Origin of the sequence: Paenarthrobacter aromaticivorans (assembly GCF_019038615.1) — a bacterium.
Lineage (GTDB): Bacteria > Actinomycetota > Actinomycetes > Actinomycetales > Micrococcaceae > Arthrobacter > Arthrobacter aromaticivorans.
Genome location: NZ_JAHOPC010000002.1, coordinates 52,069 through 68,221, shown reverse-complemented (window position 1 = coordinate 68,221; position 16,153 = coordinate 52,069). Strand labels below are relative to the sequence as shown.

Annotated in this window: 14 protein-coding genes; 3 read left to right on the top strand and 11 right to left on the bottom strand. The window is 61.2% G+C overall.

What is annotated here, in order from left to right; translation table 11 throughout:
* Positions 1 to 2: 2 nt before the first annotated feature.
* From murD to dinB, 10 genes are all read right to left on the bottom strand, one after another.
* Complete coding sequence (murD, locus tag KSW38_RS03870; RefSeq protein WP_216922961.1) at positions 3 to 1,592, bottom strand: UDP-N-acetylmuramoyl-L-alanine--D-glutamate ligase; 1,590 nt, start codon at positions 1,590 to 1,592, stop codon at positions 3 to 5.
* Entirely contained in the window at positions 1,574 to 2,683 is a 1,110-nt protein-coding gene (gene mraY, locus KSW38_RS03865; protein WP_216922959.1) for a phospho-N-acetylmuramoyl-pentapeptide-transferase, read from the bottom strand. Before mraY ends, murD begins: the two co-directional genes overlap by 19 nt.
* A complete protein-coding gene (locus KSW38_RS03860) occupies positions 2,680 to 4,170 on the bottom strand; it encodes a UDP-N-acetylmuramoyl-tripeptide--D-alanyl-D-alanine ligase (RefSeq protein ID WP_216922957.1) in 1,491 nt (496 codons plus the stop codon). The genes mraY and KSW38_RS03860 overlap by 4 nt, the downstream gene beginning before the upstream one ends.
* Positions 4,171 to 4,176: 6 nt before the next feature.
* On the bottom strand, positions 4,177 to 5,814 hold the full coding sequence (locus KSW38_RS03855) for a UDP-N-acetylmuramoyl-L-alanyl-D-glutamate--2,6-diaminopimelate ligase (RefSeq protein ID WP_216922955.1): 1,638 nt from the start codon (positions 5,812 to 5,814) through the stop codon (positions 4,177 to 4,179).
* A 104-nt stretch (positions 5,815 to 5,918) separates the two neighbouring features.
* Entirely contained in the window at positions 5,919 to 7,715 is a 1,797-nt protein-coding gene (locus KSW38_RS03850; protein ID WP_216922953.1) for a peptidoglycan D,D-transpeptidase FtsI family protein, read from the bottom strand.
* A 42-nt stretch (positions 7,716 to 7,757) separates the two neighbouring features.
* Positions 7,758 to 8,420, bottom strand: a complete 663-nt coding sequence (gene ftsL, locus KSW38_RS03845; protein WP_216922951.1) for a cell division protein FtsL — start codon at positions 8,418 to 8,420, stop codon at positions 7,758 to 7,760.
* Positions 8,417 to 9,445 (bottom strand): 16S rRNA (cytosine(1402)-N(4))-methyltransferase RsmH, encoded by a 1,029-nt coding sequence (gene rsmH / locus KSW38_RS03840; protein WP_216922949.1) that lies wholly within the window; start codon positions 9,443 to 9,445, stop codon positions 8,417 to 8,419. The genes ftsL and rsmH overlap by 4 nt, the downstream gene beginning before the upstream one ends.
* 135 nt (positions 9,446 to 9,580) lie before the next feature.
* A complete protein-coding gene (gene mraZ / locus KSW38_RS03835; protein ID WP_216922947.1) occupies positions 9,581 to 10,012 on the bottom strand; it encodes a division/cell wall cluster transcriptional repressor MraZ in 432 nt (143 codons plus the stop codon).
* A 449-nt stretch (positions 10,013 to 10,461) separates the two neighbouring features.
* Positions 10,462 to 10,830 (bottom strand): DUF3040 domain-containing protein, encoded by a 369-nt coding sequence (locus KSW38_RS03830; RefSeq protein ID WP_216922945.1) that lies wholly within the window; start codon positions 10,828 to 10,830, stop codon positions 10,462 to 10,464.
* 240 nt (positions 10,831 to 11,070) lie between these two features.
* Complete coding sequence (gene dinB, locus KSW38_RS03825; protein ID WP_216922943.1) at positions 11,071 to 12,333, bottom strand: DNA polymerase IV; 1,263 nt, start codon at positions 12,331 to 12,333, stop codon at positions 11,071 to 11,073.
* A 287-nt stretch (positions 12,334 to 12,620) separates the two neighbouring features.
* Here dinB and KSW38_RS03820 point away from each other — a divergent pair, with 287 nt between their 5' ends.
* Positions 12,621 to 12,977 carry a hypothetical protein gene (locus KSW38_RS03820; protein ID WP_308169281.1) on the top strand — a complete coding sequence of 119 codons (357 nt, stop codon included), beginning with the start codon at positions 12,621 to 12,623 and terminating at the stop codon, positions 12,975 to 12,977.
* Positions 12,974 to 14,068 (top strand): polyprenyl synthetase family protein, encoded by a 1,095-nt coding sequence (locus tag KSW38_RS03815; RefSeq protein WP_216922938.1) that lies wholly within the window; start codon positions 12,974 to 12,976, stop codon positions 14,066 to 14,068. The genes KSW38_RS03820 and KSW38_RS03815 overlap by 4 nt, the downstream gene beginning before the upstream one ends.
* 118 nt (positions 14,069 to 14,186) lie before the next feature.
* Here the strand turns inward: KSW38_RS03815 and KSW38_RS03810 are convergent, their stop codons facing one another.
* Positions 14,187 to 14,540: an Rv2175c family DNA-binding protein gene (locus KSW38_RS03810; protein WP_216922937.1), complete on the bottom strand. Its 354-nt coding sequence runs from the start codon at positions 14,538 to 14,540 to the stop codon at positions 14,187 to 14,189.
* Between the two features lie 260 nt (positions 14,541 to 14,800).
* Between KSW38_RS03810 and KSW38_RS03805 the strand changes: the two genes are divergently transcribed.
* Positions 14,801 to 16,141, top strand: a complete 1,341-nt coding sequence (locus KSW38_RS03805) for a lytic transglycosylase domain-containing protein (RefSeq protein WP_216922936.1) — start codon at positions 14,801 to 14,803, stop codon at positions 16,139 to 16,141.
* Positions 16,142 to 16,153: the final 12 nt, after the last annotated feature.

Below are 16,153 nucleotides of genomic sequence, written 5' to 3'. Positions count from 1 at the left end.
TGTTACTCCTCGGTGGTCTTTGCCTGCCCTTCCACGAGCTCGCGTACTGCCTGGACGAAAGCGTCGCCACGGTGAGCGTAGGAAGAGAACTGATCCATGGATGCAGCCGCTGGAGCCATGAGCACGGTGTCACCTGGCTCCGCCACGCTGGCCGCTGCCCTCACAGCCTGGGCCATGATGGTCTCACCAAAAATCGGCGAGGAGGCGTTCCCGTCTGCGGTCTGCACACTTTCAGTGTCGCCCTTGGGCTGGGCTATCACGGGGACATCCGGTGCGTGTCGCTGGAGGGACGCTTCCAAGGCCTCCGTGTCAGTACCGATGAGCACTACGGACTTCAAGCGGGGAGCGTGTTCCTTGACGAGGTCATCGTAATTGACGCCCTTGGAGAGCCCCCCTGCGATCCACACCACATTGTGGAAAGCTGAAAGAGCGGCCGACGCAGCGTGGGGGTTGGTGGCCTTTGAATCGTTGATCCACAGCACGTCGTCCTGTTTGGCCACGAGCTGGATACGGTGCGCACCGGGCAGATAGTTAACCAGGCCCTGCTTCACGGAGGCAGGGTCAACCCTATAGGCACGGACGAGGGCCGCGGCGGCCAAGGCATTGGCCACCATGTGGCGAGGTGCCACTGGCCCAAGATCGGCAATGGACGCGAGTTCGGCGGCTGAGTTTTTCCGCTCTTCGATAAACGCGCGGTCAACCAGCAATCCGTCCACGACGCCCAGCATGCTGATGCCAGGGGTGTTCGTGGTGAATCCGACCGCGCGGCAGCCTTCAACGACGTCCGCGTTCTCTACCATGCGTTCGGTTTCAATTTGATCGGCGTTGTAGATGGCAGCCTTCTGCGTGTTCTCGTAGACCTTCGCTTTATCGGCAAGGTACGACGCGTACGAGCCATGCCAGTCCACGTGGTCCTCGGCGACGTTCAGGCATACGCTGGCCACCGGTGACAACGAATGGCTCCAATGCAACTGGAAGCTTGAGAGTTCCACCGCAAAAGCGTCGTACTCCACCGGATCCCTGAGCGCGTCAAGGATGGGCGTACCCACGTTGCCCACGGCAATGGCTTTGAGTCCGGCCGCCTGCAGCATGGACTCGGTCATCCCCACCGTGGTGGTCTTACCGTTGGTGCCGGTGATGGTGAGCCAATCAGCGGTCTTCCGGCCGGCCCGTTCGCGGACGCGCCACGCCAATTCGACGTCGCCCCATACGGGAATGTGCTTGCGTTTGGCAGCGGCCAGCAGGGCTTGGTCCGGGCGCCAACCCGGCGAGGTCACAATGAGCTCCGGCTTCTCGCCGTCAATGAGGGGAAGGAGCTTCACGGCCTCTTCGCCCAGAAGCACATCCACTGCACCCACGATTTTCAAAGTGTCGGCCTGCGCCTTTGCTTTCGCCGTGGTCGAGGCATCCACCACCACAACTTTTGCACCGAGTTCGATAAGGGTGTCAGCGGCAGCAAAACCGGACACGCCAATTCCGGTCACCACCACCCGCAAGCCACGCCAATCAGCATCCCAGCTGGTGAGATCCTTCAGGCGGTCGTTGGCCGACGGCGCGCTCTCCTGGCTTGCGTTCACAGCAGCACCACCCATTCAGCGTAGAAGATTCCAAGGCCTGCGGCCACGAAAAGCCCGGCAAGGATCCAGAAGCGGACAACAACCGTGACCTCTGCCCAACCCTTCAGTTCGAAGTGATGTTGCAGTGGGGCCATCTTGAAGACCCGTTTGCCACCTGACAGTTTGAAGAAACCCACCTGGATGATGACGGAAAGGGTGATCAGGACGAACAAACCACCGATGAAGGCCAGCAAAAGTTCCGTGCGGGACAGGATGGCAAACGCCGCGACAGCGCCTCCGATTGCCAGGGAACCAGTGTCTCCCATGAAGATCTTGGCCGGCGATGTATTCCACCAGAGGAAGCCCACCAAAGCAGCGCTCAGGATAGCCGCCAGGAGCGCCAGGTCCATGGGGTCGCGTACTTGATAACAGCCGCTGCCCGCCTCACGGGGCGAACCACAGGCCTGGTTGTTCTGCCAGATCCCCATGATCGTGTACGCGCCGAACACCATGATGGATGCTCCCGACGCTAGGCCATCCAGGCCGTCTGTGAGGTTCACGCCGTTGGTAGCCGCCGTGATGATGAGGTTGGACCAAACGACAAAAAGAATTGCGCCCAGGATGGTCCCACCGAAAGCAAGATCAAGCCAGGGGATGTCACGGACGAGGGAAATCTGCGTGGAAGCCGGACGGAGCCCGTCCTCGTTGGGAAACTGCAGCACCAGAACGGCAAAAATGATGCCAACGGCGGCTTGCAGGATCAGCTTGGCGCGGGCGTTCAGGCCCAAACTGCGCTTGTTGGAAATCTTGATGTAGTCATCCAGGAAGCCAACGAATCCCATGCCTACCATGAGGAACAGCAGAAGCAGCCCGGATGCGGAGGGTCCCGCGGACCGTGGATTCATCATCCACATGATCAAGTGGGTCACGAAATAGCTGATCAGAACCGCGGCAACAACCACGGTTCCGCCCATGGTGGGCGTGCCGCGCTTGGTGTGGTGCGAGGTTGGGCCGTCGTCGCGGATGAACTGCCCATAGCTCTTGGCCACCAGGAACCTGATGAACAGGGGCGTTCCTATCAGGGCTAACAGAAGGGCGACGCCGGCGCCGATCAAAAGTGCAATCACAGCAGCTCGTTCCCTTCGCTTGCGACATCTTCAGCCGCGCTTTCCCCGGTGGGCTCGGCCCGTGGGGGTAATGCTATCCGATCGCCCAAATGCCTCAGCCCCACTCCATTGGAGGACTTGAACAAGACCAGGTCGCCGGGTTTCAGCTCCCTTTGCAGGAGTTCGTAAGCTTCCTCGGCGGTCTCCGTGAACGAACATTCGTCCCCCCAAGAACCTTCCTGGATGGCCGATATATAAAGGGCCCGGGCTTCGCGTCCCACCACCACGAGTCTGGAGATGTTCAAGCGCACAACCTGCGTTCCCACGGCAGTGTGCTCGCGGATGGAATCCTCGCCGAGCTCCAGCATGGCGCCAAGGACGGCCCAGGTCCGCCTGCCCTGGCCGAGATCAGCGAGTGTGCGCAGAGCAGCCCGCATCGACTCAGGATTGGCGTTGTACGCGTCGTTGATGATGGTGACACCATCCGGGCGTTCGGTTCGTTCCATGCGCCACCGGCTGGCCGCGGACTGGGAACTAAGCGAGGAAGCAATGTCTGCCGCCGGGATGCCCGCGGCAAATGCCGCAGCAGCGGCAGCCAGCAGGTTCGTCACGTGATGGCCGCCGATCAGGCGGCTTCGGACAGGAACGGAAGGGCCGCCGTCGGGCAGTACAAGATCAAACTCGGGGTGGCCTTCAGCGTTGACCGCAACATTGCGGGCTTCCACGTCTTCGTTCGTCGCGGGAGAGGCACTGAAGCCCAGAACTTTGGCCCTGGTGCGGGTCTTCATGGCGGCAACGCGGCCGTCGTCCAGATTCAGGACAGCCGTGCCGTGCTCACTGAGCCCTTCAACGAGTTCGCCCTTGGCCGTGGCGATGTTTTCGACACCGCCGAATTCCCCGGCGTGGGCGGTGCCCACCACCAGCACCACACCAATATCGGGCTGCACCATCCCAACGAGGTACTTGATGTGCCCGATACCAGTGGCTCCCATCTCAATGACGAGGTAACGAGTGTCCGTATCGGCAGCAAAGACCGTCAGGGGGACCCCAACCTCACCGTTGTATGAGCCCCGCGGAGCTACCGTGGGCCCGGCTTGGGACAACACGCCGGCGAGTAGGTCCTTGGTGGTGGTCTTGCCGGCGGAGCCGGTAATGCCGATCACTGTAAATTCCTCGCCGCGCTGCTCCCGGGCAGAGCGGATGCGGCGGACTGCTTCGGCAGCAAGGGCTCCCATGGCGAGCACCGCGTCATCAACAACGACGGCGGGATACGGCTTGCCGTCGGCGTCGGTGACGTCGCGCTCGGCCAGCACCAGGACGGCACCCCGCTCGAAGGCAGCGTCAACGAAGTCATGACCGTCTGCGTGCTCGCCGGGCTTCGCGACGTAGAGCGAACCAGGAGTAACTTCACGGGAATCAGTGACGACGGAAGTGGGCGCGATGTCCCCGTCTCCGGTTAAACGGCCATGGGTGATGTGGGCGATCTCCGCCGCAGTAAGTGCAATCATCTCGGTTTAGGACTCTATCCGCTGGTCCGTTGAAACGCTGAATCCCCTGGATGTCAAGGCGGTCCGCAATTCCACTCTGTCGTCAAGTGCCAGGTTGACGCCCTTGACCTCTTGCCATACCTCGTGGCCTCGACCTGCAATGAGGATAGTGTCCTTCGGGGTGGCATACTCCACTGCGAGTCGAATGGCGGCATCCCGCGGCGAGGATTCGATGATTTCACAGGTCAAGTTCCCTGCCTCACGGGCGGCATAGGCACCTGCCAGGACCTCTGACCGGATAGCTGCCGCATCCTCATCGTGGGGGTCGTCGTCGCTGATGATGACAATGTCCGCCAAGCGTGCCGCGATGGCGCCCATCGTAGGACGCTTGCTTTGGTCCCGTTGCCCGGTAGCCCCGAACACCACGATCACGCGGGAGCCTTCTTCGCGGGACCGGACGGCCTGCAGCGCGAGGGCCAGGGCATCCGGATTGTGGGCAAAGTCCACCACAGAGGCCGGCGCCGCGGAGATGAGCTGCATTCGTCCAGGAACGGCCACGGTAAAGGGATCATGCGCGTCGAGTGCGCTCTGGAGGGTCTCTACATCGACGCCTGACGACAGGACCATGATCGTGGCCAGGGCCGCGTTCGCCACATTGAAGTCACCCGGCAAGCCAGTGTGTACGCGCAGGACGCGGCCGTCTGTGTGCCGCAGTTCAAAATCGGTGCCGAGTCCGCGGGCGATGGTTGAGGCAACGGACCAATCGGCAGGGGTGACTCCTGTCGTTGCGGTAAGTGTTGTGACCGGAATGTCCGCTGTTCGCGCCAGGTTGCGGCCCCACTCGTCGTCGACCATCACCACTGCGTGGCGTGCCCGTCCTGCGGTGAACAGCTCAGCTTTGGTGCGGAAGTACTCTTCCATGCTGCCGTGCAGGTCCAAGTGGTCCTGGGTGAGGTTCGTGAACCCGGCGACGTCGAACATCACGCCATCCACGCGGTGATAAGCAACGGCGTGGGAGGACACCTCCATGGACGCCGCCTCCAGCCCACGTTCCCGCATCAGGGCAAGCAGTGCATGGACGTCAGTGGATTCCGGTGTCGTCAACAGGCTCGGAATGGGATCTCCCCCGGCCAGGATTTCTATTGTTCCGATGAGCCCCGGGGTTTTTCCCAAGGCACGGAGCAAGGAGTTGATGAAGTACGTTGTGGTCGTCTTACCGTTGGTCCCGGTTACTCCAAACAGCGTCGGGAACCCGCCGTCGTCCGGCTGGCTGCGGTAGATCAGTGCAGCCAAACGCCCGACGACGGTGCGCGGCTCGTCGACGATCAGGACAGGTACGGGTTGCTCGCCTGCCAGGGCAACCTGCCGTGCCCCGGCATCGTCCGTGACTACGGCGACGGCGCCAGCCTCTACCGCCTGCGGGACGAAGTCGGCGCCATGGCGCGAAGCCCCGGGCAGTGCCATGTAAAGGTCACCAGGTTCAATGGCCCGGGAGTTCAGCGAAATCCCCGTCACTCCCCTGGTGTCGCCGTCCGCCGGGACGGCCACCCCCAGGGCTTCTGCGAGGGTCGACAAAGGCACTGCAGCCACAGACGCCGGGCGGAAGCCGGATGTGCCGGTCTCCGGCGTCTCGGCGTGGGAAGCGGCCTCATTGTGCTCTGACACGTGGTTCTCCGTTGATGCTCGGTGGAACGACCGGCTTGGGGCCAGCGGCGCCCAGCCGGTAGTGATGGATCAAATTCTTTGGCCGAAACAGACGCCCAAGAAGCTTACTTGACGAACTGCGGCAGGTGCGCAGGGGTGCCGGTTGATGGCGGCACGTTGTAGGTCCTGAGGACCTGGGACATGACGGAACGGAACACGGGACCATTGGTGATGCCGTAGATATTCCCCTTGGGCCGCTGCAGGACGACCTCTACGATGAACCGCGGGTCATCCATGGGCGCCATGCCCACCATCGAGGCCGTATACCCGTCAAAGCCGGCGAGTCCATCTTCGCGTGGTGCCTGTGAGGTACCCGTCTTGGCGCCCACCCGGTAGCCATCAATGGCCGCGTCCTTGATCTGGCCCTCGGTCACTGCGCTTTCCAGGATGTCCCGCATTTGTTGCGCTGTTTCCTTGGACACCACCTGCCGGGACTCCTTGGCCGGAACCTTCTGTTCTTCCCCCTCGGGGGTGATGTAGCTGTCTATGAGCCTGGGCTGCAACATCACGCCACCGTTGGCAATCGTCTGGAAGGCCCGCACGGTCTGCAGCGTGGACTGCGAAACTCCCTGACCAAACAGGACCGTGTATTGTTGGCGTTCATCCCACTGATCAGGCTTGGCGAGGATACCGGTCGCTTCCGCGGGGAGGCCGATATCCGTTTGTTCTCCAACACCAAACTTCTTCAGCCATTCGTAGCGCTGCTCTTTGCTCAGCCTGCTTCCCGCCATCACGGTGCCGGTGTTCATGGACCAGCCCAGGATTCCGGCCAGCGTGCGTTCTTCGGTGCCGTGCTCGAACGCATCGGTGAACGTCTGGCCGTCAATGGTGTAGGACGGCGGGATGGTGAAATGGTCCAGCGGAAAGGACTTGCCCTCCTCGATTACGGCAGAGGCAGTGATCATTTTCTCGACTGATCCGGGCTCGTAGGCGGCCGTTACAGAACGCACACCCCGGTCCTTGGCATCAACTTTCCCGGGATCGTTGGGGTCCGGGGCATTCGTGTCGGCCAGGGCAATAAGGTTGCCCGTCTTGGTGTCGATCACAATAATCGAACCCCACTCGGCGTTCATCTTGTTGACCTGGCTTTGGATAGCCTGCTGTGCAAAGTACTGGATGTCCGTGTTGAGGGTCAGCTTGACGTCGCTTCCGTCCACAGCCGGCGTGAGCTCGTCAGTGGCAACGGGAATCCTGAGGCCATCGGCGCCAATCTCGAATACGCGCTTGCCCTCGGTACCGCGGAGGATCTGGTCCTGGGTTTGCTCGATGCCCGCCTGGCCTGTGGTGCCGTCCTGAAGGAAACCCACCACTCCGCCTGCCACGCTGCCGTTCGGATAGACACGCTTACTGACGCCTTCGGCGGCAACACCGGGAATGTGCAGCTTGGAGATGCGGTCTTCAAGCTCGGGTTTCACATCCTTGGCCACCGTGAAGTACTTCTTGTCACCAGTGAGCGACTCCCTGACCTTGGCGGGATCGGCCCCCAGGAGCGAAGCCAGTTCGGAAATGCCCTGGTCCCGCGGGATAGTCTCTACTTCTTCAGTCTTCTCGTTGTAGCGCTTGAACTCAGCGGTAGCGGTGTTCAGGACCTGATCCACAACAATGTTGTAGCGGATCACACTGCTGGCCAGGACAGTACCGTTGGCGTCCAGGATCCTGCCGCGTTCGGCCGGCAGTACCTGTGGCGTGAGACGGTTCGCAAGGGCAGCCTCGGCCATGCCACCGACATCAAGGCCTTGCACCATGAAGAGTTTCCCGCCCACCACCAACAGCAGTGTCAGCATGATGCCAAGACCAACCCGGAGCCGCTTCCTCGCCGCCGGCACCTTCGTCTTTTTTGATTTGCCGGGGTTTTGCGCCACGTGGATTCCTTGCTGCTGGCCTTGCGTCGGTGATCTTGTGGGCTAGTGCCCTGGTGCCTTCTGCTGGGGAGCGGGAACGGATCCCCCGTGAAGCTCCGCAGGCGAAGACGCGGGGGTTGCCGGCTTTGCAGCTGGCGCGGCCGGTGTGGCCGCGGGCGCTGCAGGGGTTGCCGGTTTGAGGTTTTCCAACGGATCCTTGGTAGTCACCGAAGGCACCACATCAAGCTGGCCAGCAACGGCCGGTGGGGCAATCACGGCCGCGGGGTTGTCTCCCTTGACAGCCGGGGTTGCCTTTCCGGTGACCGTCATGGTGTTCACATCGATCTGGCCCTTGACGGTGGACTGTACCATTCCCAATTCTGCAGCCTTTGCGGCCAGATTCTGGGGAGCCTCGAAGTTCTGCTTCTTCTGTGTCAGGTCCTGGTTTTCCTTGTTGAGCGTGGCTGCTTCTGCTTTGAGCTGCACCAAGCGGTACTGGGCTGTGGATACAGAAATGTTAAGGACGAGCACCGTCAGCAGGGCGGCCGCCATCACCACGAAGCACAAGACCACAAAGGGAGTGCGCCGCTTCGCGGGGGCGCTGCGCACAAGCGAAAGCGGCGTACGCGCCTTTCGGCCGACGTCGGGCTTGCCGGCTGGGGCCGGGAGCGCCCTGGCCGTGTTGCCTACCAAGGAGGGCAGTGTCTTCGCTGCGGCGGTGCTCATGCGACTCTCCTTGGCTTGATGCGCTCCACGGCCCTGAGTCGGGCAGACGCCGCGCGTGGGTTCTCGGCAATTTCTGCGGCCGTAGGCACTTCCGTGCCTTTGGTCAGCGTTTTCAATTCGGGTTTATGTTCTTCGAGTTCAACGGGGAATCCGAGCGGTGCTGAGGACTTGGATCCGGCCTGGAAAACAGACTTTACGATCTTGTCCTCCAGGGAGTGGTAGGACATGACCACAATCCGCCCGCCCAGGGCAGTCGCTGCGACAGCGGCTGGAATAGCCCGTTCCAGGACGTCGAGTTCTTCGTTGACCTCGATACGCAGTGCCTGGAAGGTCCGTTTGGCCGGGTGGCCACCGCTCTTGGCTGCGGCAGCAGGTACTACACCGCGGATTTGCTCAACGAGTTCTCCGGTGGTGGCGAATGGCTTCTCGGCCCGGGCAGTGACGATCCTGTTCGCAATCCGTCCGGCAAACTTCTCTTCGCCCCACTTGCGGATGATACGAACGAGCTCTTCTTCGCTGTAGTTGTTGACGACGTCTGCCGCGGTTTGCCCCCGGCTGGTGTCCATGCGCATGTCCAGCGGAGCATCGTAGGAGTAGGCGAAGCCACGCTCCCGTTCATCCAACTGCAAGGACGATACTCCGAGGTCCATGAGGATGCCGTGGACTTCAGCGATGCCGAGATCGGCCAGGACGTCCTCGATTTCGTCATAGACCGCGTGAACCAGATCCGTGCGGTCCGAGAAGGGTTCCAGCCGCGCGCCAGCCAACGCCAAGGCTTCCTCATCGCGGTCGATCCCCACGAGGTGCAGATCAGGGAAGCGTTGCAGCATGGCCTCGGAGTGGCCGCCCATCCCAAGCGTCGCATCGATAACGATCGGCGTCTCGCCACGGCTCCGGGCTGCTTCGAAGCCAGGGGCGAGCAAGTTGATGCAGCGGTCCTTCAGGACGGGCACGTGGCGCTCAGATGTGGGCTTTGCCGCGTCCTGCTCTTCCACGTTGCCTCCTCTTTCCTCAATCGCTTGCATTCAGTTCCTTGGACCGGATCCCCATCCGCGCCTATCGTTCCGCCGGCCTGGCTCAGGGGAAGTTGAGTCAGGAAGACAGTTCGATGGGCGGCTGGAGATCCCATCCAAGGACCGGGGCCAGGGCCCCATTTCCGGTTAGATGAAACCGGGGAGGTTGTCATCGTCGGTCTCCGAGAAGGCTGCTTCCTTCTCGGCGAGGTATTCATTCCAAGCCTCGGCATCCCAGATCTCTGCGCGGGTACCGGCACCGATAACTGCCAATTCCCGGCCGAGCCCTGCATAGGCCCGGAGCGCCGGCGGAATCGTCACGCGCCCCTGCTTGTCAGGTACCTCGTCAGAGGCCCCAGACAGGAAAACCCGAATGTAGTCACGAGCCTGCTTGGAGGACAGTGGTGCCTCCCGCATCGATTCGTGAATGCGCTCGAATTCCCTCTGGCTGAAGACGTAAATGCAACGTTCCTGACCCCTTGTGAGAACCAGGCCCTCGGCAAGTTCCTCACGGAACTTCGCGGGAAGTATGATCCGGCCCTTTTCATCAAGGCGTGGGGAATGGGTGCCAAGAAACACCGGCCCACCGCCCCTCAGTCAAGGTGCCCGTTCATACCCAACACTGCCAATACCCTCTTATGCGCTCCACTTTACTCCACAAAGCCCCACAGTCAACGCACGATGGGGTGTTTCTCCACCACTTTGAGTTTCCGAAGGCGCGTTATTGCACGGATTCAAGGGCGTGGTGGGAAGTGGAGGGCAAAGGAACGCCTGGGGCATGGCTCTATGGGCGGCCGAGGAAATCAGGCCCGGGATGGTCGCGTTGCGGATCCAGAGTGGGCTGGCAACCTCGAAGGGGGGTGGAAAGTGGAGGACACAGGGTTAAACGCAAAAAGACCCGTAAAGGGTCCTTTGTGTCCCCTGCAACCCAGGGGCATGCACCATTTGTCGGCGCAGGTTATCGGCGCAGCTTATTAAGGAATCGTCGCTTGGAAAGGATCCAGGGCCGGGCTAATGCTGGCGGACACTCAATTGTCGTCGCGGCGGCGCTCGTCCCAGCGCTCCTCAAGATTGCTCATGAACGAACTCTTGGACTTTGACTTTCCGGCCTTCGCTTTCCGGGTCTTACCGAACGCCGCGCCCCTAAGAGTCGCAAAGTAGACACCTGCGCCCATCACCACGAAGCCGAGGACACCAACGAAGATCTGTTGGAGTGACACGCCGACCAGCAGCAAGAGGATGCCTGCGATGGCACCAAGGACACCAATTATCACGTGCCGGGTTGACCAGCTGCGGATGGGATCCGAACCCATCGTGTTGGCAAACTTCGGATCGTCCTCATGAAGCTGCTTCTCAAGTTGCTCAAGCAGCTTCTGTTCATGCTCCGAGAGGGGCATCGCGACCTCCTTTAGTCAGCCAGCGTCTGGACGAATCGCGGCCTGTGCGTCTGTTTCCAAAACGATCGGGCCACGAAAAGCGTTCCCAAAAAATTTCCGCTTTATTAGCGGACATCCTGGGACCGACTGCTCTCAGGAAACAGCTGTCCAGACGATCTAAATATCTGTACTAATTAGGATAGTTTGTCAGGCGCTGTTCTGAAAGACGCTCGGAGGGCGCCTGGGCGGGCATCGCGGGGGTCATTCGACGTCAGGAGTCTTGCGCGGATCCAGGAGCCTGGCCGGGAGCAACGTTTTGGAGCCGAAGCGTTCCGCAACGCGGTCAAGGGCCTGCTCCGCGGCCCTCCAGTTGTCATCGCGTCGATCAAGGCTGAGCTGCATGGACGCTTGGCCGGCCGGTTCCAGTTGCTCCGCACGGACACCCACAAGACGAACGCTCATGGATCGTGGCCCCAAGGATTCCAGCAGTTGCACGGCAACCTGGTAAATGAGCTGGGCGCTGTCAACGGGAGTATGCACGGTCCGGCTGCGGGTCACAGTGGAAAAATCGGCGTATCGGAGTTTCAAGGCTACGGTTCGGGCCAGCATCCCGGAACTGCGCAGCCGCGCTGCCGTGCGATGGGACAACCTGAGGAGCTCCCTGTGCAACAGGGCGTCGTCTGCCGAATCTGTGGCAAAAGTCTCCTCCGCCCCGATGCTCTTTTCCAGCCTCGTAGGAGTGACCGGCCTGGGATCTATTCCCATCGACAGCCTGTGCACGTGCTCTCCGCTGGCGCCAAGGACCTTTTTCAGCGATGCCACAGGCGTAGCCGCTACGTCGGCCACTGTCCGGATGCCTAGGCGTGCCAGCACCTCGGCCGTCTTGCCGCCGACGCCCCAGAGCGCGCTGACCGGCAAGCTGTGAAGGTACGGGATAGTGTCCTTGGCGTCGATCTGGAGGATGCCATCCGGCTTGCAACGGGTGGATGCGATCTTGGCCACAAACTTGGTTCCGGCAATCCCCACTGAAGCGGTGATACCAAGTTCAGACCGAACACGACGGCGGATGAGATGTCCGATGTCCAAGGGAGATCCGAGACGGCGGATAGCCCCACCAACGTCGAGGAACGCCTCGTCAACGCTCAAGGGTTCCACGAGTTCCGTGATGGAGGCGAAGATCTCCATGAGCTGCGCCGAAACCTCGTAGTAGAGCTTGTGGCGCGGGTGGATGATGACAGCGCCCGGGCACATCCGCATGGCAATGGCCATGGGCATTGCTGACTTCACACCTGTGGCCCGGGCTTCGTAAGACGCCGACAAGACGACCGAGCGCTCAGCAGGGAAGCCTACGATCACGGGCTTTCCACGCAAGTCCGGCCGGCTACGCAGTTCCACGGAAACGAAAAAGGCGTCCATGTCCACGTGCAGGATGCTGGTTCGCCGCTGTTCCCGCAGGGCGTCGTGCGCGCTGCGGGCTGGTTCGCTGGCCGCGCTTTGGGCGCTACCGAATGCTTCCTGCCTCACAACGGCAATACTATGCCCGGCCACTGACTAAACTGGAGGCACAGTCCCCCGTCAGCCCAAGGAAGGATACCCCTGTGAAGCTCTTTGGAACTCCTCGATCGCGAGGGTTTGCCCTGCTCGCAGCGAGTGTCGCCCTGGCGGTTTCCGCCTGTACTCCGCCCACCAGCAGCCCGGCGGCCCCATCCGCATCGGGGAACTCCTCTGATTCCTCCACGGCCGCGCCCTCTTCCCCAGCCTCTGCATCATCCTCGTCACAGGCTCCCGACACGTCCGCGTCAGCGGGACCCGTGCCTGGCGCAACGGCCACGGTGGGCGCCTTGGTCCCGGGCTTTCCGGAACAGCTCATCCCGGTGATGCCCAAGACGTCCGTGCGCTCCAGCAGCTTTGACAAAAACGTATCTCCTGCCACCGTTGCCCTCGTAGGAACGGTCAAAGCTCCGCCGGAAAGCGTGGTGGATTACTACAAGACCTCGCTTGAAGCACAAGGGTTCAAGGTTGTTCCGGGCCCCGAAGCCGTAGGCAACGTCACGTCGATCGACTTCATCCGCGGTGACGGTGAAACGGTCAACGTCTCGGTGAGGCAAAAGGAAGGCGTTTCCACGTTCACCATCGGCGCCAACGTGGCGGCCGGGTCAGTCAAGTGACGCCGGTTTCCCAACTCCACACGGAGCAAGTCGAGTTTATTTCCGGCGTAGCCGGGAAACTGAATGAGTTCCTGGCGGTCCAACAGGACATGATGGCTACGATTTCCCCGGACGTCGCTCCCCTCATGGGGTCAATATCAAACCTCGTCACAGGCGGAAAACGGCTTCGTGCGCTGATGTGCTACTGGGGCTGGCGGGGTGCGGGCGGTCCCGCCGCTGACGCGGACATCCTGACGGCTGGCTGCGCTTTGGAACTTTTCCAAGCCGCGGCCCTCATCCATGACGACATCATTGACCGTTCCGATACCCGGCGCGGGGGTCCCAGTGTGCACCGTCGCTTCAGCCAACTCCACGAGGCGAATGGATGGGCCCTGGACAACGAACGCTTCGGCCATGCCGCGGCGATCCTGACCGGGGATTTGTGCCTTTCCTTCAGCGAGGAATCCTTCACGGAAATCGGCCCCAGGGCAGCCGCAGGAAGCGAAGCACGCCGTATTTTCAACCTCATGCGGGCCGAGGTAATGGCCGGGCAGTACCTGGACATTCTCGAGGAAGTAGCCGGTCCTGTACGTGATCGCGCGGGTTCCGTGGAGCGCGCCACCTCGATTATTCGCTATAAATCCGCAAAATATTCCACCGAGCACCCTCTGGCACTGGGTGGAGCGTTGGCAGGCGCATCCGAGGATCTGTTGAAGGCATACTCGGCATTTTCACTGCCCTTGGGCGAGGCGTTCCAATTGCGCGATGATGTCCTGGGAGTTTTCGGGGACCCGGAGACAACGGGAAAACCTGCGGGCGATGACCTTCGCGAGGGCAAACGGACAGTGCTCGTTGGATTTGCCATTAACCTGGCTCCCACGGATCAAGCCACGTATTTGGACGAAATGCTGGGGAAACCGAATCTGGGTGAGGACGAAGTTTCCACAATCCGCAACATCATGGTCGACTGCGGAGCGCTTGATGCCACAGAGGCCCTTATTGACGATCTGAGTGACAAAGCCTTCGCCGCCTTGGAACAGCTGCCGCTGGAAGAATTACCGCTCACAGCATTGCGCCAACTGGCTGAGGCAGCTGTCAGCCGGGCTGCTTGACGGGGCTTTTTCAGGCGTGGGACGACGACGGCGGTCAAGGACCGCCGTCGTCCGCTGTTTAACTGCTTATGACGGAATCCAAGCTGCCGGCTAACCGGCTACCAGGCGAGGGACTGAGTTACCAGGCGAGAGACTGGGCGCGACGCCGAATCTCCGTCTTGCGTCCTTCGCGCAACGCATCCACAGGCCGTCCCCGCAATGAATCGTCAGGCGTAAACAACCACACGATAAGTTCTTCGTCGTTATAACCAGCATCGCTAAGAACCGCAATGGTTCCCTTCAAGCTGTCTACGACGTGTCCATCCTGAATAAACAGCGCCGGAATCGAGCGGATATTCCGCTCTCCCCGCCTGATAGCCACCAGCGCACGCTCATCCAACAGTCCATGGACTTTGGTGATGGAAACTCCCAACAGCTCGGCGACATCCGGCAGCGGCAACCAGTCGGAAACAAGGCTTTCTACATTACTCACGGAACAAGGTTGCCACGCCGGGCTGCCAGTCGCCTAGCCGGAGTACGACGGCGGTCCCGCGGTGTGGGAGAAAGTCGCCTTTTCAGAGGGATGAATTCGGCGAAGAGATTTCCAAAGTGCAGGAATTGTTGTGCCGAATGAATAAGTGTGAGAGATTCACACTGATCACACTTGCAACATTGATAACATCAGTCACATTGGCAACACTGGTAACAGCGGCAACACAAACTATTCCCGCTGCTGAGATGAGGACACACTCCATGACGACGCCCCGCTCGCCGAAACGAACCATGAGCATGCCGGTAATTGCGGCAACCACGGCTGCGCTTCCCGCCGTGGTTTTGTCCTCGCTTGCCTTGGCCCAGCCAGCCACGGCCGCACCGGCACCCCAGCCCCGCAAGATTCCCGCTACGCTCGCTGCAGCCATGAAGGCCCAGGCCACCAAAGTGGGCACTGTGATTCCCGCCCAAGCGGTTCCGGCAACGCTTCCTGCCGCGCTGCGGCCCATGGCTCCGTCCGTACCGGACACATACAAGATCGTCCGCGGAGACACCATCAGTGCCATTGCACGCCGCTTCAACCTGGACACATCCGCTGTCCTGCAGTTGAACAAGCTCACTGCAACAACGCTGATTTACCCTGGCCAGACCATCAAACTCACTGGCACTGCCCCGGCCGCCCCTGACCAGGCGCCCGCACCCGCGCCGAGCGCACCTTCAAATGCCACCACCTACACAGTGGTTCCGGGCGATACGCTGGGCGCGATCGCGGCCCGGCACGGTGTCCCCCTGTCCAGCATCTTCAGCTGGAACAATCTCAGTGGAAGCTCCATCATCTATCCCGGCCAGAAGATCAAGGTCAGTGGCGGCTCTGCACCTTCGGCTCCCCCTGCTCCTGCCCCCGCTCCGGCACCCGTGGCCGCTCCCGTAGCCAGTACGGGCTCTTACACCATCAAAGCGGGCGATACACTGAGCTCCATTGCATCGCGTCACAACGTTTCGTTGTCAGCGCTGATGAGCGTCAATACAGTTTCGGCAACGACGGTCATTTACCCCGGACAGAAGCTCACCATCCCCGGCAGTACGTCACTGCAGCCTGCCGGGGACATTAAGCCCCTGGTGCCGAGCTCCTTCCTCGGCTTTACGTACCCGCCCGCTGTTGTCAGCTCCGCCAACGAGAACAAGGCGCTGCTGAACGCTTCGCCTGTCCCAAGCCGGGATGAAATGAAGACAATCGTCGCTGATACCGCCCGCCGCATGGGAGTCAGCCCCTCATTGGCACTTGCCTTCGCCGAGCAGGAATCCGGCTTCGACCAGCGCGCGGTCTCACCCGCCAACGCCATTGGAACCATGCAGGTCATTCCGTCCTCGGGCCAATGGGCATCCGATTTGGTGGGCCGCAAGCTCAACCTCCTGGATCCATATGACAATGCCACGGCCGGCGTCGCCATCATCAGGGCACTCATCGCCACAAGCAAAGACCTCGACAACGCCATCGCCGGTTACTACCAGGGCCAGTACTCGGTCAGCAAGTACGGCATGTACGACGACACCAAGCGCTACGTCGAATCGATCAAGGCCCGGCAACGTACTTTCGGCTAGGCCGTACCCAAG

Excerpts from the sequence above, each read along its gene's own strand:
- murD (WP_216922961.1), bottom strand. The coding sequence starts at position 1,592 with ATGGGTGGTGCTGCTGTGAACGCAAGCCAGGAGAGCGCGCCGTCGGCC.
- KSW38_RS03860 (WP_216922957.1), bottom strand. The coding sequence starts at position 4,170 with ATGATTGCACTTACTGCGGCGGAGATCGCCCACATCACCCATGGCCGT.
- ftsL (WP_216922951.1), bottom strand. The coding sequence starts at position 8,420 with ATGAGCACCGCCGCAGCGAAGACACTGCCCTCCTTGGTAGGCAACACG.
- rsmH (WP_216922949.1), bottom strand. The coding sequence starts at position 9,445 with ATGCAAGCGATTGAGGAAAGAGGAGGCAACGTGGAAGAGCAGGACGCG.
- KSW38_RS03830 (WP_216922945.1), bottom strand. The coding sequence starts at position 10,830 with ATGCCCCTCTCGGAGCATGAACAGAAGCTGCTTGAGCAACTTGAGAAG.
- KSW38_RS03805 (WP_216922936.1), top strand. The coding sequence starts at position 14,801 with ATGACGACGCCCCGCTCGCCGAAACGAACCATGAGCATGCCGGTAATT.